General features: G+C 35.7%; 18 protein-coding genes. 10 read left to right on the forward strand and 8 right to left on the reverse strand.

The genetic code is table 11. The features are described 5' to 3' along the window. Positions 1 to 52: 52 nt before the first annotated feature. Positions 53 to 3508 carry a carbamoyl-phosphate synthase large subunit gene (gene carB / locus HUB92_RS02965; RefSeq protein ID WP_209473264.1) on the reverse strand — a complete coding sequence of 1152 codons (3456 nt, stop codon included), beginning with the start codon at positions 3506 to 3508 and terminating at the stop codon, positions 53 to 55. 138 nt (positions 3509 to 3646) lie between these two features. Between carB and HUB92_RS02970 the strand changes: the two genes are divergently transcribed. After that, positions 3647 to 3820, forward strand: coding sequence for a hypothetical protein (locus HUB92_RS02970; RefSeq protein ID WP_167471214.1), 174 nt, complete (start codon positions 3647 to 3649; stop codon positions 3818 to 3820). 124 nt (positions 3821 to 3944) lie between these two features. On the opposite strand, the gene HUB92_RS02975 is transcribed toward HUB92_RS02970, so the two are convergent. Further along, entirely contained in the window at positions 3945 to 4700 is a 756-nt protein-coding gene (locus HUB92_RS02975; RefSeq protein WP_012673418.1) for an SDR family oxidoreductase, read from the reverse strand. Further along, a complete protein-coding gene (locus HUB92_RS02980; RefSeq protein WP_209473266.1) occupies positions 4687 to 5502 on the reverse strand; it encodes a YihY/virulence factor BrkB family protein in 816 nt (271 codons plus the stop codon). The genes HUB92_RS02975 and HUB92_RS02980 overlap by 14 nt, the downstream gene beginning before the upstream one ends. 134 nt (positions 5503 to 5636) lie before the next feature. On the opposite strand from HUB92_RS02980, the gene HUB92_RS02985 reads away from it, so the two are divergent. The 5 genes from HUB92_RS02985 to HUB92_RS03005 all read left to right on the forward strand — a co-directional run bounded on the left by HUB92_RS02985 (position 5637) and on the right by HUB92_RS03005 (position 7692). Next, positions 5637 to 5981 carry a TrbC/VirB2 family protein gene (locus HUB92_RS02985; RefSeq protein ID WP_209473268.1) on the forward strand — a complete coding sequence of 115 codons (345 nt, stop codon included), beginning with the start codon at positions 5637 to 5639 and terminating at the stop codon, positions 5979 to 5981. A gap of 95 nt (positions 5982 to 6076) precedes the next feature. Continuing rightward, positions 6077 to 6406: a TrbC/VirB2 family protein gene (locus tag HUB92_RS02990; protein ID WP_209473270.1), complete on the forward strand. Its 330-nt coding sequence runs from the start codon at positions 6077 to 6079 to the stop codon at positions 6404 to 6406. 114 nt (positions 6407 to 6520) lie between these two features. Continuing rightward, the gene (locus HUB92_RS02995; RefSeq protein WP_209473272.1) at positions 6521 to 6868 is read left to right on the forward strand and encodes a TrbC/VirB2 family protein; all 348 of its coding nucleotides are present in this window, start codon (positions 6521 to 6523) and stop codon (positions 6866 to 6868) included. A gap of 88 nt (positions 6869 to 6956) precedes the next feature. Next, positions 6957 to 7304, forward strand: coding sequence for a TrbC/VirB2 family protein (locus tag HUB92_RS03000; protein ID WP_209473274.1), 348 nt, complete (start codon positions 6957 to 6959; stop codon positions 7302 to 7304). A gap of 88 nt (positions 7305 to 7392) precedes the next feature. Continuing rightward, on the forward strand, positions 7393 to 7692 hold the full coding sequence (locus tag HUB92_RS03005; protein WP_209473357.1) for a TrbC/VirB2 family protein: 300 nt from the start codon (positions 7393 to 7395) through the stop codon (positions 7690 to 7692). Positions 7693 to 8358: 666 nt separating this feature from the next. On the opposite strand, the gene recF is transcribed toward HUB92_RS03005, so the two are convergent. From recF to HUB92_RS03020, 3 genes are all read right to left on the reverse strand, one after another. Beyond that, entirely contained in the window at positions 8359 to 9456 is a 1098-nt protein-coding gene (gene recF / locus HUB92_RS03010; protein ID WP_209473276.1) for a DNA replication/repair protein RecF, read from the reverse strand. Between the two features lie 16 nt (positions 9457 to 9472). Beyond that, positions 9473 to 9940 (reverse strand): thioredoxin-dependent thiol peroxidase, encoded by a 468-nt coding sequence (bcp, locus tag HUB92_RS03015; protein ID WP_209473278.1) that lies wholly within the window; start codon positions 9938 to 9940, stop codon positions 9473 to 9475. 189 nt (positions 9941 to 10129) lie between these two features. Further along, a complete protein-coding gene (locus HUB92_RS03020; protein WP_209473279.1) occupies positions 10130 to 11557 on the reverse strand; it encodes a sensor histidine kinase in 1428 nt (475 codons plus the stop codon). Between the two features lie 65 nt (positions 11558 to 11622). On the opposite strand from HUB92_RS03020, the gene HUB92_RS03025 reads away from it, so the two are divergent. The 4 genes from HUB92_RS03025 (at position 11623) to HUB92_RS03040 (ending at position 14652) form a co-directional block, all read left to right on the forward strand. Further along, on the forward strand, positions 11623 to 12798 hold the full coding sequence (locus HUB92_RS03025; protein ID WP_065094478.1) for an aspartate aminotransferase family protein: 1176 nt from the start codon (positions 11623 to 11625) through the stop codon (positions 12796 to 12798). 14 nt (positions 12799 to 12812) lie between these two features. After that, on the forward strand, positions 12813 to 13319 hold the full coding sequence (gene rimM, locus HUB92_RS03030; protein ID WP_006279718.1) for a ribosome maturation factor RimM: 507 nt from the start codon (positions 12813 to 12815) through the stop codon (positions 13317 to 13319). A gap of 62 nt (positions 13320 to 13381) precedes the next feature. Further along, a complete protein-coding gene (gene efp / locus HUB92_RS03035; protein ID WP_006279719.1) occupies positions 13382 to 13948 on the forward strand; it encodes an elongation factor P in 567 nt (188 codons plus the stop codon). Between the two features lie 8 nt (positions 13949 to 13956). Further along, complete coding sequence (locus HUB92_RS03040; RefSeq protein WP_006279720.1) at positions 13957 to 14652, forward strand: inositol monophosphatase family protein; 696 nt, start codon at positions 13957 to 13959, stop codon at positions 14650 to 14652. 118 nt (positions 14653 to 14770) lie between these two features. On the opposite strand, the gene hemA is transcribed toward HUB92_RS03040, so the two are convergent. Both hemA and HUB92_RS03050 read right to left on the reverse strand, forming a co-directional pair. After that, positions 14771 to 15979, reverse strand: coding sequence for a 5-aminolevulinate synthase (hemA, locus tag HUB92_RS03045; RefSeq protein ID WP_209473281.1), 1209 nt, complete (start codon positions 15977 to 15979; stop codon positions 14771 to 14773). 64 nt (positions 15980 to 16043) lie between these two features. Next, positions 16044 to 18806 carry a host RNA manipulator TomO gene (locus tag HUB92_RS03050; RefSeq protein ID WP_209473283.1) on the reverse strand — a complete coding sequence of 921 codons (2763 nt, stop codon included), beginning with the start codon at positions 18804 to 18806 and terminating at the stop codon, positions 16044 to 16046. Between the last annotated feature and the right edge of the window lie 25 nt (positions 18807 to 18831).

The raw sequence follows: 18831 nt of genomic DNA on the forward strand, positions 1-18831 counted from the left end.
TTTATTATGTTCTCTTTAGCATTTTGAGAGTGAATTATTCTAGTTTTGATATTTAAACGTTTTGTATCTGCTGTAATGATTTCACTTCCAGTTTGCTATTCTTTACATATTGAATTGCAAGCACTAACGCTTTACTTCCGGAAGCTGTGGTGCTGTAAGCTATATTTTGCAAAATAGCAGTTCTCCTGATATCTTTGCTGTCTGAGACTGACTTTACACCTTTTGAAGTATTAATCACTAGATTTATTTTTCCATCTTTGAGCATATCAACTATGTGGGGTCTGCCTTCTCTTACTTTATTTACAGCTTGTGCAGCAATGCCGTTATTGTTCAGATACGAAGCTGTGCCTTTGGTGGCATATATTTCAAAACTCAGTTCTTTCAACATTCGTGCAACTGGCAATATATACTTTTTATCATCATCTTTTACTGAAACCAGAGCTGTTCCTTCTGTTGGTAACTTGTATCCTGCAGCCATGTGCGTTTTTGCAAGTGCAGCTTCAAATGATGAATCAATTCCCATCACTTCTCCTGTTGATTTCATTTCAGGACCAAGTAAAGTATCAACTCCTGCAAAGCGGGTAAATGGAAAAACAGCAGCTTTAACTGCAAAATGATTGAAAGGCTTGTTTTCCTGATTCAATTTTTTACCCAAAATAACCTGAGTGGCAAGCTTTGCAATAGGAATATTGATTACCTTGGAAATAAAAGGAACGGTTCGACTAGCCCTTAAATTCACTTCAAGTATGTATACATCACTAGACCTCTTGCATAACTCGATTTCTGAAGGCAATTTTGTCGTCAAAGCTTGTCTGCGCTCCTCAAATACATTCGAGTATTCTGTGGTGCTCATCTGCACTTTTCCTAAAGATTTCTCATCACAAACAGGTTCTGCAAGAGGTCTATTCTCTTGAACAGCAAACTGAATGTTTATCAGACCTTTCACTTTTAATGCTAATGCTATTCTCTCAGTTTGGAGCTCGATCTCTTTTATTACTTCGTCACTCAATGTATTTGTCGGTATTGAGCATGTTGAATCACCAGAGTGGATACCAGCTTCTTCAATATGCTCCATGACCGCTGCAATGAAAACTTTTTCCCCATCACATACAGCATCAACGTCAACCTCAACTGCATTGACTAAAAATTTATCAAGAAGCAGCGAACCATGCTCAAAGATTTTAGTTTGATCTAAGACGTACTCTTTAAAGCTCTGAGTATCGTGTCTAATCGACATAGACTGACCGCCGAGGACATATGATGGCCTGACTACTAGTGGAAACCCCACCTTTTCTGCGTTGGTTAACGCTTCTTCTACTGAATGGCAGATAGAATTTTCAGGTTGTTTTAAATTAAGTTGCAAAGCAAGGTTTTTAAACCTCATGCGATCTTCTGCAAGGTCAATAGAATCAAACGAAGTTCCCAGAATTTTGAAACCTCTCTCGTTAAGCACTTTGGCTAACTTTAAAGGTGTTTGACCGCCTATTTGAACTATTACACCAACCAGTGTGCCATTTTCTTGCTCTTTACTTAGTATTTCAAGCACATCCTCTGCAATGAGTGGTGCAAAATATAAACGATCAGCGGTATCGTAGTCAGTTGAGACAGTTTCGGGATTACAGTTGATCATTATTGTTTCATACCCCATTTCTTTGGCGGCAGAAGCTGCATGTACGCATGCATAATCAAACTCAATACCTTGACCAATGCGATTTGGACCACTTCCTAAAATGACAACCTTTTCTCGGTCAGAAATATTCGCCTCACATTCCGTTTTATTTTCAACATCACCCTCATAGCAGCCATACATATAAGCAGTGCTCGATTCAAATTCAGCTGCACAGGTGTCTACGCGTTTATAAACTTGTTTAATGCCAAATTTTTTTCTTATTTCTTCGATTTGTTTTACTCGATCTCCAGCGTGTAACGCTGGCTGGATCCCAGTGTCACGCACTGGGATGACATTAGAGGGTACTGGAATGACAGAGGTAGGTCTATTACTTAACTTTGCTAATCTTGCATCTGAAAATCCCATTTTTTTCAGCTCTAACATTTCGTACGCAGTTCCAGGAAATCCATTTTCCTTGATTTTTTGTTCAGTTAATATAATTTGCTGTATATTTTGCAGAAACCATAAGTCATATCCTGTAATCGAATTTATTTCTTCTATGCTAATTCCGTGGCGCATTGCGTCAGCAGCAATCAGTAATCTGTTTGGTAGCAATTTTGCTAATTGAGATTTTATGTGATCAATATCAATGTTCTCAGGAAATACTTCATCAAGTCCTGTAAAATCAGTTTCAAGTGAACGGAAAGCTTTCTGTAGTGACTCATTAAAAGTGCGGCCTATAGACATCACTTCTCCCACTGATTTCATGGAGGTTGATAATTCACAATTCGTCCCCTTAAATTTCTCAAACTCAAATCGAGGAATTTTAGTGACGATATAATCAATCACTGGTTCGAATGCTGCTGGTATTATTGGAGCACAGTCGTTACGTATTTCGTCGAGCGAATAGCCAATAGCAAGTTTAGTTACAACTTTTGCAATAGGATAGCCTGTTGCTTTCGAAGCAAGTGCAGAAGAGCGAGAAACCCTTGGATTCATCTCAATCACAACGAGGCTTCCATCTTCTTTAGGATTCACTGCAAATTGAACATTTGCACCACCGGCACTAACATCAATTTCTCTCAGCACTGCTATAGATGCATTTCTCATCTGTTGGTATTCTACGTCACGCAGAGTCAAAGCAGGAGCAACAGTTATGCTATCCCCAGTGTGCACTCCCATCGGATCAACATTTTCTATCGAACAGACTATTATGCAGTTATCTTTACAATCGCGGATAACTTCCATTTCATATTCTTTCCAGCCGATAATTGATTCATCTATCTGAACTTCATTTATTGGCGAAATTTTGAGAGCACTTTCTGCGATATTGAAAAACTCCTCTTTATTATATGCTATGCCGCTACCTGCACCACCAAGGGTGAATGACGAGCGGATGATTGCTGGTAATCCAATGTAATCCAAAGCCTTTTTTATTTGTTCTTGATTTTTTATAATGATACTTTTGGGGTATTTCAGTCCTATTCTATCCATGGACTGACGGAATAACTCTCTATCCTCTGCTTTTTTTATTGCTTCTCTATTTACCCCTATTAATTCTACGTTGTATTTGTCTAACACTCCATCATCTGCAAGTTTTATTGCACAATTGAGCGCTGTTTGCCCGCCCATTGTTGGCAATATTGCGTCTGGCCTCTCCTTAATTATAATTTTCTCTATGATTTCAGGCAGTACCGGCTCAATATACGTCGCATCAGAAAACTCAGGATCTGTCATTATAGTTGCGGGGTTGGAGTTAACCAAAATGACTTTATAACCTTCGCTTTTTAATACTTTACAGCTTTGCGTTCCGGAATAATCAAACTCGCATGCCTGACCTATAACTATTGGGCCTGCTCCTATTACTAATATAGATTCTATATCTGTGCGTTTCGGCATAATTACAATAACGGTCTCTATTCAAGTAATGTTACCAATCTTTCCTGTATATGTGAATTTTTATTAAACCTATTAGCTAATTACTTTTAGGCTTGACGCATAACTGTACGAACATTGCAATTTGCGTGGCAGATTCCAGTGCTTGACACACAGCTGTACAAACATTCATTTTTGAAGGTAAATTGCACAGCAAATGATGTCATTCAAGTAGCTGACACTGGTTCCTTTATGACGGCAGTGCCCAGAGGTGTCATCCCAGTCTGGGATCCAGAAAACTTAACTTTAAATAAGTGGCTGCATAATAAAGACTAGATTCCAGACTGGAATGACACCATAGAGGCACTGGGATGACATCCTTCCTAGTGGAGATTACTCTCAAATCACAATGTTCATACAATTGTGGGCTTAACGGTATCTTTGCAGATACTATGGTAATTTATTCGGGAGATTTGCTGAGCGGTAAGATTTTTCCTGATATGCTGCAGTCTTCAGAAGCTAATTCCACAAATTTATCTGTTAGTTTATCAGGTGACACCAATTCAGATCCAGGAAATGCCTGCTCACTACCCACAGGTCCTTCCGTGTATACAGCATTTACACATAATTTTGTATGTTTTGTCTCAGATGCATATATCTGCACCATTATTTCTAGTGCAACTTTACTTGCAGCATACGGCATCCAATATGGATAAGAGGAAGGAGAAAGTGTCACTTCTGAGGTCATGAATATCGCTCTTCCAGCATTAGACTTTTTTAGCATTGGATCTAAGTTTTTTAGTAAGTACCAATTGGCAGTAAAATTTGTATTCATTACGTTCTGTAGCTCTTCAATCTCACAGTCATGAATGGGGTTCAGTTTGCCTAAAATTCCAGCACACGCAACTAATATATCAAGTGCTCCAGATTCTGATAATTTCAGGCTTTCTATCATGTTTGTCAGTATCTTTACATTCTCAAAGTCTAAAAGATCAAGCTGAATTAGTTTCACAGAGCCTTCTTTAAATTCTTCAAGCTCTTCAATTTCATTATATAGTGGCTTGAGATTATCAAGAGATCTTGAAATCAGAATCACACATGCACCTTCTCTTATAAACCTTTTTGCAACAGCAGAGCCTACTCCACCTGAAGCTCCGGTGATTAAAGCTACTTTACCTTCTAACTTACCCATTTCTTTCTCCTTAGCGAGATCCATTGAAATATTTTAGCTGAAAATTGAATTTTGCTCCATATATAAAAATCAAACTTAGCATATAAAAAAATAGTAATGACACTACCACACCACCTAAACTTCCATATATCAAATCCAGTTGGTCAAAGGAAGCTTTTAAGTATTGCTTAAAAGCTGAAGCAGAAATCGTCCAAAGAATAACAGCTACACAAGATCCAGGAAATACGTCTGATAAATTTTGTTTTATGTTTGGTAACATAAAATATAGCCAAGAGACTACTGTGAAAAGTACAAATTCAATAAGTAAATACCTAGTATAACTTAGTCCCTGATAGGAAAAATCAATTAGCATTGGTACTAGTGTAGAAAACACTATAGTTAGAGTTATAATAAGCGTGATTACTAAAAATTGTAATATACTTAGTACTCTTCTTAATATATAAGGCGGCGAAACCGGAACTTTATAGGCCTTATTGAGTATTGTTCTAAGCCCTTCAATTGTCGATGAAGCGGTCCAAACAGCACCTACAATTGCTAAAGTTAGTAAGCTTTGCGGCGGGCCTGATATTATCTCTCTGATACGCGGCATCAAAGATGCCAAAATATCCTGTGGCATGTTATCAATGATAAATACCCAGCCAATGTTATACTGGTCTAAGAAATTTGCGAATGTTGATGCCACAGCCATTAAAACGATGAGAAAAGGAAATATTGATAACAGAATTAAAAATGATAGATACCCTGCATGCTCCACTCCATCATTATAAATTGTGTCAATCAAAGCACGATAAAGACAATAAACAATACCGTAAAATTTCTGTAGCATGTAATATAAACGAACCAAGAAAAGTATTCTAAATGAAATAAAGGATACTTTTAAGCAAAAAATCCTCACCATTTACTTAAATTTAATCAAAGGGATAGATAATTTAACATAGAACAGGAATTATAGGAGGCGTAATGAAAAAATTTCTTCTACTTGTGGCTTTAATTCTCTCCTTTGCGTTTGATGCAAATACTAATGAGCTAGATGCAACGTCAGCAGTGATATGCAAAATAATGAGCTATACTCACGGTATAGGTGGACCGATGATTACGATAGTGATAATAGGTGCAGCTTTGCTTGCGATATTCGGTAGAATGCCGTGGCCAGCACTTTTTGCACTCGGTGCATTTACTGCTGTGTTTTTTGGTGCTCCTGCCGTTGTTTCAAAAATAGCACCAACTACAGCAAGTAAGTGCGAGACGTGTGATGCTGGGAAAACATTGAAACCTGATGCAGATGGAAAATATACTTGTCAGTAAAAAGCATTGAGTAAATGGTACTTACTGCATCATTTACTCAAATTTAATCAAAATGATAGATAATCCAGCGTTAAATAGAAATTATCGGAGGCATAATGAAAAAATTTCTTCTACTTGTGGCTATAATTCTCTCCTTCGCATTTGATGCGCGTGCTGATGAAACGTCAACAGTGATATGCAAAATAGTACAATATACCCAAGGTATAGGCGGGCCGATGATTACGATAGTGATAATAGGTGCAGCATTGCTTGCGATATTTGGGAGAATGCCGTGGCCAGCGCTTTTTGCACTCGGTGCATTTACTGCCGTGTTCTTTGGTGCTCCTGCAGTTGTTTCAAAAATAACACCAGATGGTACGTTTTGTCAGAATGGTGCGATTGCTTGCCCTACTGGTAAAACGTTGACTAATGGTAAATGTACATAATAGGTATCACAGCCTCAAAGAAATTTTAAGTAAATGATACTTCTTGTATCATTTACTTAAATTTAATCAATGCGATAGACAATACAGCGTTAAATAGAAATTATCGGAGGCGTAATGAAAAATTTTCTTCTACTTGTAGCTTTAATTCTCTCCTTTGCGTTTGATGCGCGTGCTGATCTAGATGCAACATCAGCAGTGATATGCAAAATAATGGGTTATACTCACGGTATAGGTGGGCCGATGATCACAATAGTGATAATAGGTGCAGCTTTACTTGCAATATTTGGCAGAATGCCATGGCCTGCTCTTTTTGCACTCGGTGCATTTACTGCTGTGTTTTTTGGTGCTCCCGCAGTTGTTTCAAAAATAGCACCAGATACAGCAAGCAAGTGCATGACGTGTACTGGTAATCAAACATTAAAAGAGGATCCTGCGGGATCAGGAATTTATAAGTGTGGTTAAAAAGTATTAGGTAAATGATGCTTCTTGTATCATTTACTTAAATTTAATCAAAGTGAAGTAGCATAAAGTAAAAATTATAGGAGGCGTAATGAAAAATTTTCTTCTACTTGTAGCTTTAATTCTCTCCTTTGCGTTTGATGCGCGTGCTGATCTAGATGCAACATCAGCAGTGATATGCAAAATAATGGGTTATACTCACGGTATAGGTGGGCCGATGATCACAATAGTGATAATAGGTGCAGCTTTACTTGCAATATTTGGCAGAATGCCGTGGCCAGCACTTTTTGCACTCGGTGCATTTACTGCTGTGTTTTTTGGTGCTCCTGCCGTCGTTTCAAAAATAGCACCAGGCACAGCAAGTAGGTGCGAGACATGTACTGGTAATCAAACATTAAAAGAGGATCCTGCGGGATCAGGAATTTATAAGTGTGGTTAAAAAGTATTAGGTAAATGATGCTTCTTGTATCATTTACTTAAATTTAATCAAAGTGAAGTAGCATAAAGTAAAAATTATAGGAGGCGTAATAAAAAATTTTCTTCTACTTGTGACGTTAATTCTCTCCTTTGCGTTTGATGCAAATGCTGATGAAACGTCAACAGTGATATGCAAAATAGTACAATATACCCAAGGTATAGGTGGGCCGATGATCACGATAGTGATAATAGGTGCAGCTTTGCTTGCAATATTTGGCAGAATGCCGTGGCCAGCGCTTTTTGCACTCGGTGCATTTACTGCTGTGTTTTTTGGTGCTCCTGTAGTCGTTTCAAAAATAACACCAGGAGGTGTGATTTGTCAAAACGGTGCAGTAGTGAATAATCCATAGAAATTATAGAAGGCGTAAACGTAGTTTTCTTTACTTGAAAGTGGTAAGTTTTACCACTTTCAGTGTCTATAACTACCTAATAAATTCTCTTTCTGTAATCATATCAGTTAAAGTCTGGATTCCAGCGCCACGCGCTAGAATGACAAGGCTTATCGTCATGTCACCGCGAACCGTCATACCGCGATTCATTCGCGGTATCTCAGCCGCTAACAAGTAGCGGGATGACGGTTGTCGTTTAGCCATAAATATTTAAGAAATTTACCAAACGAAAAAAAAGGCAAAAGAAGCCCTGGTCATTGTCTATTTTCAGTATTGGCGTTTTTTAAGTTTAAACACTGCAATTTAGCTGCTTTTGAATGCAACTCACCTTAGTTTGAATGTTTAAGAAATTTACTAAGCAGAAAAAAAGGCAAAAGAAACCCCGTGTTAGCTAGTTGTCACTCTCTAATCCTGCAAAATCGGCGTACTATACTGTCTTAAACGACTTATAAGCGCGTTTCAGCTTATATAGGTAAAAACCCAGAAATGTTGTGAAGACATAAGGTGCACATAGTGTAAAAAATTAAAAATAAGACGCCAACTACGTTGTTTTCTTGCTGTTTAATCTGCACAGATGAAGATAACTGAATACCTTCAGTATCATGATAAGGGGGCTGGCGAGGTTTGTCAAGGAAGTTTTGCATTTAATTCATTTGATAATTCAAAAAACTTGAAAGAATAAAGATAGCTATTGAAATTATCTTGATTTACATCAGTTATCCAAGTTTGACATTGAATACTTAACACTTCCTCCATTAACGCCTTTCTGTAATGTTTATCCAGATGAGACATTATATCATCAAGTAGAAGAAGTGGTGCCTTATTGTAATGAATACACCTTGCTTTTACACTGGATAAAATAATAGAAAGCAGTAATAACTTTTGTTCTCCAGTGGAGCACAGATTTATTGGTACGTTTCTTTTTTGACAAAAAACCCGAAAATTATCGTTATGCACACCAAAGGTTACTCTACCAGTCAATGAATCTTTTTCTCTGTTTTCCTTTAGACGATTCTGAAAATATTCTGCAGTATCGTCCAAAGTTAGCTGGCTGCTGAATTTCAAACTTGCCTTCGGAAAAAACTCATTGGAATGGTTATCAATTGTGTCTTGTAGTGTCTTTAAAACAGACGATCGCATACGTAAAATACTAACTGCATTAACGGCCATTATGTTTTCAAGACTAGAGAGCCAATTTTCGTCCAAGGTGTTCTCTCTCAACAGTTTACTTCGCTCACGTTTAGCTTTTCTGTGTTTCATGTAGCAGCAAGTGTAATTTTCCTCAAACAGTGAGACTATACGGTCTAAAAATTTTAATCTGTCACTTGGAGAATTGAGAAGAACATAGTCCATTTGTGGAATCAGCCATATTACATTGGATATCTTATACAAAGATGAATAACTCGATTGCGTTTTTCCATCAATTTGTATTAGTTTCTTATCAAAACTCTTTGTGATACCAATTGAATTAAAATCCATTCCATTAAAAAAATCATAGTGCACTACCCAATCTTCATTACTGAATCTATTTTGTATCTCACTGGCTTTTGCTTTTTTCATTCCATTGCTTTTAGCAAGCAACGAGATTGCTTCAAGTATATTAGTTTTACCAATACCGTTTTTGCCAGTTATTACAACTGAGCTATCATCTGAATCCAGTTCAAAGTTTGAGTGGCTACGAAAATTATGTAATTTCAGCTTTTTTATGTAGCAATGGGTAGCCATTAACCTATTCTTTAGTTTATATTCTCTTTACTTCTTCCAGAACCTCATCAACATGTCCACTAACTTTTACATTTTTCCAGATCTTCACTATTTTACCTTTTTTATCTATTAAAAAAGTAGTGCGTTCTATTCCCATATACTTTTTGCCAAACATACTTTTCTCTACCCAAACACCATATTTTCCCAACATTTCAGCATTCTCATCAGAAACTAAAGAAAACGGCAGAGAATATTTTGCTTTGAAGTTAGTGTGGCACTTAACACTATCTTTTGATACACCAATTATCACTGTGTCAAGGAAAGAAAAATCATCTATTTTATCTCTAAAGCCTTTTGCCTCCATTGTACAACCCGGAGTATCGTCTTTAGGATAAAAATAAAGAACTACATTTTTTTTATCAAAAAATTCACTCAGTGATAAATTTTCACCAGAATCTGTTAGTAAGCTAAAATCGGGTGCATTATTTCCTACTGCTAATTCCATACCTTGCTCCATTAATAACACTTCTATCTATAGTAGTATATTGTAGTCAGAGTATCAAATTTTATATATAGCTAACAGATAAGATTCTTGATGGGGGCTTATTGATGAATTTCTGCCTACCTTCTCGGCTTGCCGCTTTTGATAAAGTGTGGTTTTCGTCTGATGTAAGGCCATATCAAATAGATCCTATTAAAAATCAATCGAATCTTCACATGTTTGTTCTTCATAAAAGAAGTTCAATGTTATCGTAGTACCAAGTTTTGCTTCACTTTTAATGTCAAAAGTTCCACCCATTAACTCTACTAATTTCTTGCTTAGCGGCAATCCGATGCCCGTACCTTCGTTTCTATACCCCGAATCTGCTTGGCCAAAAACAGACATAACTTTATATATATCCTGCTGCATTATTCCTATTCCATTGTCATGAAACTCAATAGTTAATAAGTTTTTTTCTATATTTTCTTTTATCACCATTCTTATTAAACCATCTTTGGGAGTAAACTTGATTGAGTTTGATAATAAATTTATTATAACTTGTTTCATTCTCTTGGGATCTGCAATGACTAATAATTGTTTATTAGTCATCTCTTTTTTTAAATTAATCCCGGCTTCTTTTAATTTAGGTAATAGCATATTTACGCATGAATCCATTATTTTGTTCAGGTTAAACTTCACTTTTTCTACTGTTAAACTACTTGATTCAGCTTTAGAAAAATCGAGCACATCATTAATTAAGGTAAGTAAGTGTGTTCCTGCATTATATATATCGTCTGCATACTCCTTGTATTGAGAATTATCCATTGAACCTAAAGTTTTATTTTTGATCAACTCCGCAAATCCAATAATAGCATTAAGAGGTGTGCGTAATTCATGTGTAACGCTTGCAAAAAACTTTAGCTTGTTTGCATTTTCTTGCTCTAATGTCTCTTTTATCTGCTGTAATTCAATGTTAGTTTTATGTTGCTTGGCTAGCATTTGGGTATTAGAAAAGTGCAAATAGAACATTATTAATATTAAGATTATTAATAATAGGCCCAAAAATGTTAAAAACAGGCCATATGCTATAACATAAGAATTATTGTAGTTTCGAAGAATCTTCAAAAAAAACGACGGTTTAACGCTATTTTCATGGAATATAGGGAAAATAGAAGTTAATGTATTTCCTGTAGTATAAAATATTTCTTGGTTACTTAATAGTTTATCAATTTCATCGTTTGTAAGTAACTGTTCATAATCATAATCTTGAGTGTTAAAATTACTGAATATTATTCTGCCGTTTTGATCATACAGTATTAAGCTGAAATCCTTTACTTTGCTCACTGATTGTAATAATTCAGCACGTAGTTTTACTAGTTGGTTTATGTAGTCAAAATTTTTGTATTTAATGTGATGCTTTTCTATTAGTAAATAATGGTATTTTTTTATTATGCCATTTTCCAGTACGCTTTTTAAGTTTACACTTGAATCACGGTAAGAAGAAAGGAAATTACTCCTTAGTAAATGATTACAATATATCACACTGAATAAAATCATAAAGATCGATGAGAGTAATACAATAACTTTTGTGTATTTGTTTTTCTTCAACGCAGAAAACATCAATTTACCTAGCTTATACATATCCTTCTTATTGTGAAACAACGGTTTTTATGTTATTCATAATAAAATTTAGCATATAATATTTTATGACAATTTCTCCTATTTTGCCAGTTTATTCTCCTGTTAATATAAATTTTTCTCATGGCAAAGGTATCTACCTATATGATGTTGATGGTGAGCGCTACGTAGATTTTCACTCCGGAATAGCCGTTAGTAGCTTAGGTCACACTAATTCGCGATTAATTAGTGCTCTTAAATTGCAAGGAGAAAAATTATGGCATATATCAAATACCTATAATATACCTGCTGCCAATAATTTTGCAGAAAAATTAATAAACAATAGTTTCGCTGACACTGTATTTTTCTCAAATTCTGGATCAGAGGCAGTAGAATGTGGACTTAAGATTGCTAGGATCTATCAAAATGGAAAAGGCAATAAAAATCGTCACAGAATTTTAACATTTCATGGTGCATTTCATGGAAGAACCTTTTTAACTTGTGCTACAAACGATAAACAGAAATTTTCTGAATTACTAAATCCCTACATTGATTGGTGTGATAACATCGAGCCCAATATTGAGAGCGTAAAGAAAGCAATTTCAAGTGGTATAGGCGTTATATTAATAGAACCAATACAAGGGCAAGGTGGTATCAAAGTAATGAATGAAGTCTTTATGAAAGAACTAAGAAGGCTGTGTGATGAAAATGACATATTGTTATTTTTTGATTGCGTACAATGCGGTGCTGGTAGGACAGGAAAATTATTCGCATACGAACATATAGGAGTGGAACCTGATATATGTGCTCTTGCAAAGGGAATAGGCGGGGGGTTTCCGCTGGGGGCTTGTCTTGCAACTGAAAAGGCTGCTAAATATATGGCAGTTGGTATGCACGGTTCCACTTTTGGTGGCAATCCGCTTGCAACCTCAGTAGGTAATGCTGTGCTCGAAGAATTGCTCAGCCCCGGCTTTTTGAAAAATGTTGAAATTAGAGGTAAATACTTAAAAAATAAACTAGAAGACTTAGCAAGTAAATTTCCAATAATAGAGGAAGTAAGAGGGAAAGGGTTAATGCTTGGAATAAAAGTGAAAGCAGACAATCAAAAGTTTGCAGAAGAGTTAAGTCATCGCGGCTTGCTTACTGTTGGGGTAACATCAGACAACGTTGTGAGAATTTTACCTCCACTCATTATCACTGAAAAAGAGATTGATGAAGGCATCGAGATTTTGACTCAATATTTATCTGAGAAATCTTCTGATTAGATACTTGCATTAATATGAACGACAATCTGGTATGCTTAGGAATTATTACCTCTCCTCACGGAATTAAAGGAGCTGTTAAAGTAAAAACCTTTACTGAAAAGCCTGAAAATATCTCCTTATATGGTAAGCTAATAAGTGGTGATGAGAATTATAAAATAGACTCAGTATCCGTCATAGGTGATAATTTAGTAATAGCTACAATAAGCGGAGTAAATTCCCGTAATGAAGCAGAGCTTTTAAGGAATAAGAAGCTATATATAGAAAGAAGCAAGTTACCAGAGCTAAATGATGAGGATGAATTTTACCAAAGTGACCTTGTAGATATGGAAGTAAGGCTGAAAAGTAATGAATTATATGGCTATGTAAAATCTGTGTATAATTTCGGCTCAGGGGATATATTAGAAATTTTAGTTATCAGCACAAAAAAACGTATTATGCTGTCTTTCACTAAAGAGATATTTCCACATATAAATATAAAGGGGAGGTATATAGTATTAAATATACCAGAATTTATTGACTAATAAAGACTTTGATATTTATATAAAGCTATTTATAATTATAAGATCAAATTGAAAATGTAATTATGGCAGAAAGAGCTAACGATATCAGACCAGGTCAGGTATTGGAACATAACGGCGGATTATTTTTGGTTGTAGGTATTATGCATACTCAACCTGGTAAAGGTGGTGCATACATACAAGCCGAAATGAAAAACATCAAAACCGGAGCAAAACACTATGAAAGATTTCGTTCTGATGCAACAATCAGAAGGGCAATTTTAGATGAAGAGGAATATGTTTACCTTTTCACTGAAGGAAACATTGTAAATCTTATGCATCCAAGTAATTACGAGCAAATCACTATAAATTTGGACTTATTGGGAGAAAAAAAAATTTATTTACAGGATAACATGAAAATTAAAGTTGTAGCTTATCAAGACAAAATAATTTCTGCGCATGTGCCTGATTATGTTACACTTGCTGTGAAAGAAACAGAGTCTGTTATTAAAGGACAAACTGCTACTGCTTCTTATAAGCCTGCAATTTTGGAAAACGGAATGCGCGTTAACGTGCCTCAATTTATAAAAGAAGAGGATAAAATTGTAGTATATACTCCAGGTGACAGCTATTATGAAAGAGTGAAAGAGTAAAAGGAAGAATGTCCCTCTCATCACCACGAATTAATGTGATGCTTGATTCTGTGCGTAATGCTTCCAAGCAGCTTATGCGCGATTTTAATGAATTGCAAATTTCTAATGTTAAATCAGCAGACTTTATTAATAAAACTTATTCAAAATCCAAGCAAACCATATACGATTGCTTGCACGACTACAAACGAGACTATGGTTTTATTTTTGAAGATGATACTGATCAAGAAGTAAAAGATAACACTTATACCTGGTTTATTATGCCTATAGAGGGCAGGGAGAACTTTTCTAGTTGCATGGTTTATTTTGCAGTATCAGTCTGTCTCATTCATAAAAATAAAGTTGTGGCAGCTGTAATTGATGCTCCGGCTCTTAGAGAAACTTTTTGGGCAGAAGAAAAGAAAGGTGCTTTTCTTGAGGATTTTAGATCTCGTCATGTAAAAATGCGAGTGAAAAGCCGTGAAGGGGGTCTAATAGATGTAAGTGGTAATTTGTTAAATAAATTGCTGCCTGGCAATAGTAATGTACGCTCCATAGGTTCAACAATTTTAGGCTTTGCATACCTTGCGGCAGGAAGGCACAGTGGAATAATTTACTCTGGAGTTAACAAATATAAAGCCTTGCTCGGTAGACTTTTTCTGCAAGAAAGCGGTGGAAGGCTAACGGAAGACAACGGGCTAATCATTGCTGGAGATATAAAACTATAGCTAAAGTAATTTATGTTTACCTACAATTTGATAAGCGTAAAACTCGTCATTCCGCTACTTGTTAGCGGAATCCATGCTGAGATACCGCGAATAAATCGCGGTATGACGTAGGGCTGTACTAGCTATAGCATAAACAGGCTACAGAGATAGACAACTTTTCGAAAACTTTTACAAGAGATTCTGTTAAATGCTCTATCATTTCATCGGTATGATAAGGTGTAGGGGTAATACGGAAACGCTCAGTTCCTCTTGGAACTGTCGGGTAATTTATATGTTGAACATATATTCCATACTCATCAAATAATAATTTTGATGCTTTTTTGGATAACTCTGAGTTGCCAATTATTATTGGAATTATATGAGTTTCTGTTGGAATGAAGTTAATTCCTGCATTTCTCAGTGAGTTTTTTACTTTTTCAACGACTTGCTTTTGCTTTTCCCTTTCAATGTTGCTCGATTTTAGGTGCTCAACGCTTGCCTTTGCTGCCGCTGCTAAAACAGGCGACATAGCAGTGGTAAAAATAAATCCTGGAGCGGAACTTCTTATTACATCTACCAAGCTCTTTGAAGACGCTATATACCCACCCATCACTCCAAAAGCCTTTGATAGTGTACCTTGAATAACGGTTATTCTATCCATCAGACCTTCTCTTTCTGCAATTCCGCCACCATGTGAACCATACATGCCAACTGCGTGCACCTCATCCAAATAGGTAATTGCATTATGTTGATCTGCAAGATCACATATCGCTTCAAGCGGCGCTATATCGCCATCCATTGAATATACGGATTCAAGTGCTATTATTTTTGGTGTCTTTTTGTCTATAGACTTGAGTAGCTGCTCTAGATGATTAACATCATTGTGTTTAAATATATGTTTTGGCCTTTTTCCTGATTTTATGCCTTCTATCATCGAAGAATGGTTCTTCTCGTCTGAAAAAATTACTACGCCCGGAATAACAGACGATAAAGTGCTAAGTGTTGTCTGGTTAGCGAGGTAGCCACAAGCAAAAGTTAAAGCAGCCTCTTTTTTATGCAAACAAGCTAAGGATTTTTCAAGTTCAACAACCTCTTTTGTTGTACCAGATATATTTCTTGTTCCTCCAGCACCAACAGATGAATTTTGGATAGCGGCAATTACACTCTCATTTTGTGACATCCCCAAATAGTTATTACTGCACCAGACTATTACTTCCCTATTTCTTTCATAGTCCATAATGTGGGGGAGCCTACCTGGTAATGACGCAAAGTGCGTAAATTCACGGTAGCGCCCCTCATCTTTTATATCTTTTATTTTATTCAAGAATATTTCTTCGTAGTTTACCAAGTCCTTATTTACCGATAATTAACATAATTATAATAAATTATTAAATGGTAAACTACTATATTTATTATACATGTACGGCAGTAGGTACTTTCCCCGTGTTGAAAGGTTTGTCAACCTTGTTGTTTTCAACTTGGCTTTTAGGTGTACAGCAGTATATAACTGCAGCAGCAACCAGACAACAAGCTCCAACTGCTATTCCTGCAGCTAGCATTTCCAAATAAACTGCAATAGCTACTCCTGAAACAACTCCAGCTACTGCTAACGTCCATGTAGCTATGGTAGGCCACTTACTCTTTTGCGTATTTTGTGTTGCAGTAATAGAGGTTGATTGATTGTTTATAGCACTAGTTTTTTCTACTGCTGCAGGCTTTTCCTTACTGTTAATAACACCTCCAATTGTAGACACATTGTCAGCATTCGAAGAAACTTCACTTACCCCCAACTTCTTTTCACAACCCGTAATTTCTGGAGTTGTGGTAAGTGTACTATTGCTTCCGGTATTATTAGAACTTGTAGATTGGTCTCCTGAATTTGGCAAATCGTTGTTCAGTGAAATATTAACATTACCTTGTTTTGTATTATGGTTTTTAATTTCTTTTTTAATTTCTTCTACTTTACCCTTAAAGGGACCTTCTTTATTTTTTACATATTGTAGTACAAGAGTAGGAGAGTTACTTTTTAGAATATTTTCGAGTTCTTCTCTTGAGTTAGTACTGGTTTTGCTTATAAGTCCATCAATCTTTTTCTTAACAGGACTGGCAAGTTGCTTAACACCTTTTTTTCCGCTGCCTTTTTTGATTTCACCCTCCTCAAAATTATTAATTAAAGGCTCCTGCGTTGAAACCCCTGTGTTATTTAAGATAGCATTTTCTTCCTCCCCTGCAAGAACATTTTTTTCTGTCTGTTGACTGCCAGCACTTTTGGATTTTGGGTTTCTTTGACTGCTTGGTTGATTGTTATTCTCTTCATTTACTACAGCCGTATCGCCTTTTATAACAGGTGATACTGCATTATCACTGCTTCTTTTATTAACTTGTGTATTCGCTTGTGTCTGTATATTTGCTTTACTGGAAGTATTGATTAATTTACTACTTTCTAACAAATTTCTAATTAGATATAGATGACTCAAAGTATCCCTATTTTTTTGATACTCATTACGAGTCATACTTGGAGAAAGTTCCATACTTATTTTTTCAAGCTGTTCTGCAACTACTGGTAAAGCTTTCTCAAATTCTTCCTTGCATATTGCCTGAAGAGCTGCGAATTTTAGGTCAACATGCTGACATAAGGGTACAACAACTCCATAACTAGCTTCTTTTATTGCATTTCTCAGTATATTTTGTATGGTTTGCCTGACTACTTGCTGTTTATTATTGAGTATGCTTTGATAAATTTGAACATGAGCTAGAACACTGACTATAATGTCTTGACTTTCAGTATTAGACAATGCAATCAGAATTGATTCATATATTTCATCAAACTCGTTGTTTTTAGATTTATGATCAAGATAATTAATAACATCATTGCTGCATTTAGCATATTTTTCACACAAGTGCTCGATAAATGCAATATTACCAGCATCCAATGCAGTTTTCAGAATTAAATCATAAATTTCTTTTCTGCCACGAGCTCCTATGTTTTTCAGGATTTGTTGCCCTAGTATTGTAATAACTTTATCATCCGCAAATGCTTGTTCATATACATCGTAAATGGCATGATCTGCACTATTAGTGTATCGTTTGCACAGGTATTCAATGACAGATGTGTGTTCCTGGCTTATCGCAGTTTCTAATAAAGTAACAAAACTCTTTTTTAATAACTCTTCTGTTGAGGCTTTTTTAGTTAGCTTATTAATATATCTTTCAAATGCACCCAGCACTATCGTGATGAATTCTTCATTTTTGATCAGAGACGCTGTTTCAAGCACACCATACAAAGAATCAGGATTACTTGTTTTTAACACCTGTCCAAAATCTCTTAAAACGTATTCGACAAAAACTGCATTTAATAATTCTTGCTCTTTTCTTAATGCTATAACTGAGAAAAAACCAATCTTATTAGGTTCGACAAGTTGTATAGTTTGATCTTTTAATCTTCCATAAACTCCATCGGTACCATGGAATTTTTCTATAAAAGCTTCAATATATTTTTGACCACCAACAAGGAGAGGTAAAAGACTTAAATTTCCTTCAGCAAAAAGAAAATCCTGATATTGCTCTACTAGCTTGTCATTAGCTGCAATTGCCAATAGTACCAATTCTTTTACTGAATAATCATACTTGAAACCCTCTTGATCAAATTTATATTGTGATAGTACATTTGAATATATATGTTGATGGTTGCTTCCGTTTTGTAACTCCAAATTAAGTTGATTTGAACAGAAATCTTTGAGATTTTCATTATCCAGCGTAATAGACCTGCCTTCATAATCTTCAATATTTTGTACAACCTTGTCTAATTCTTCACAATTATCTTCTTGTATAGCTTGATTTAAGATATTTATAATCTCAGCAAAAGTTAAGTTTTTAGGAATGATACCATATGAATCTTCATCTTTTAACTCTACAGTAAACGACCTATCACAACCATCAGGAAAGTTTGCAAGTATTGCATTCTCTAAACTTAGATCTTCAGGGGGTGTGCTACATGGAGTAGCTGGTATCTCTTGACTTTCGCTATCTAAAACTTCAAACTCTTCTTCAATACCTGAATCTTCAGAATCTGGTTTTTCAAAACCATGCCAACTTTTGATTAATCTTTCAGAATTTGATTGGCCCTGTGAAGTTGTATCTTGTGATACAAAGTCTCTAAAATTGGAACCAAACATGTTTTACCTCCTAACTAGCAGCTAA

The organism is Wolbachia endosymbiont of Wiebesia pumilae (assembly GCF_017869285.1).
Lineage (GTDB): Bacteria > Pseudomonadota > Alphaproteobacteria > Rickettsiales > Anaplasmataceae > Wolbachia > Wolbachia pipientis.

Bases quoted from the DNA above. Each gene is read 5' to 3' on its own strand.
- carB (WP_209473264.1), bottom strand. From the start codon at position 3,508: ATGCCGAAACGCACAGATATAGAATCTATATTAGTAATAGGAGCAGGC.
- HUB92_RS02975 (WP_012673418.1), bottom strand. From the start codon at position 4,700: ATGGATCTCGCTAAGGAGAAAGAAATGGGTAAGTTAGAAGGTAAAGTA.
- HUB92_RS02980 (WP_209473266.1), bottom strand. From the start codon at position 5,502: ATGCTACAGAAATTTTACGGTATTGTTTATTGTCTTTATCGTGCTTTG.
- HUB92_RS02985 (WP_209473268.1), top strand. From the start codon at position 5,637: ATGAAAAAATTTCTTCTACTTGTGGCTTTAATTCTCTCCTTTGCGTTT.
- HUB92_RS02990 (WP_209473270.1), top strand. From the start codon at position 6,077: ATGAAAAAATTTCTTCTACTTGTGGCTATAATTCTCTCCTTCGCATTT.
- HUB92_RS02995 (WP_209473272.1), top strand. From the start codon at position 6,521: ATGAAAAATTTTCTTCTACTTGTAGCTTTAATTCTCTCCTTTGCGTTT.
- HUB92_RS03000 (WP_209473274.1), top strand. From the start codon at position 6,957: ATGAAAAATTTTCTTCTACTTGTAGCTTTAATTCTCTCCTTTGCGTTT.
- recF (WP_209473276.1), bottom strand. From the start codon at position 9,456: ATGGCTACCCATTGCTACATAAAAAAGCTGAAATTACATAATTTTCGT.
- bcp (WP_209473278.1), bottom strand. From the start codon at position 9,940: ATGGAATTAGCAGTAGGAAATAATGCACCCGATTTTAGCTTACTAACA.
- HUB92_RS03020 (WP_209473279.1), bottom strand. From the start codon at position 11,557: ATGTATAAGCTAGGTAAATTGATGTTTTCTGCGTTGAAGAAAAACAAA.
- HUB92_RS03025 (WP_065094478.1), top strand. From the start codon at position 11,623: ATGACAATTTCTCCTATTTTGCCAGTTTATTCTCCTGTTAATATAAAT.
- rimM (WP_006279718.1), top strand. From the start codon at position 12,813: ATGAACGACAATCTGGTATGCTTAGGAATTATTACCTCTCCTCACGGA.
- efp (WP_006279719.1), top strand. From the start codon at position 13,382: ATGGCAGAAAGAGCTAACGATATCAGACCAGGTCAGGTATTGGAACAT.
- HUB92_RS03040 (WP_006279720.1), top strand. From the start codon at position 13,957: ATGTCCCTCTCATCACCACGAATTAATGTGATGCTTGATTCTGTGCGT.
- HUB92_RS03050 (WP_209473283.1), bottom strand. From the start codon at position 18,806: ATGTTTGGTTCCAATTTTAGAGACTTTGTATCACAAGATACAACTTCA.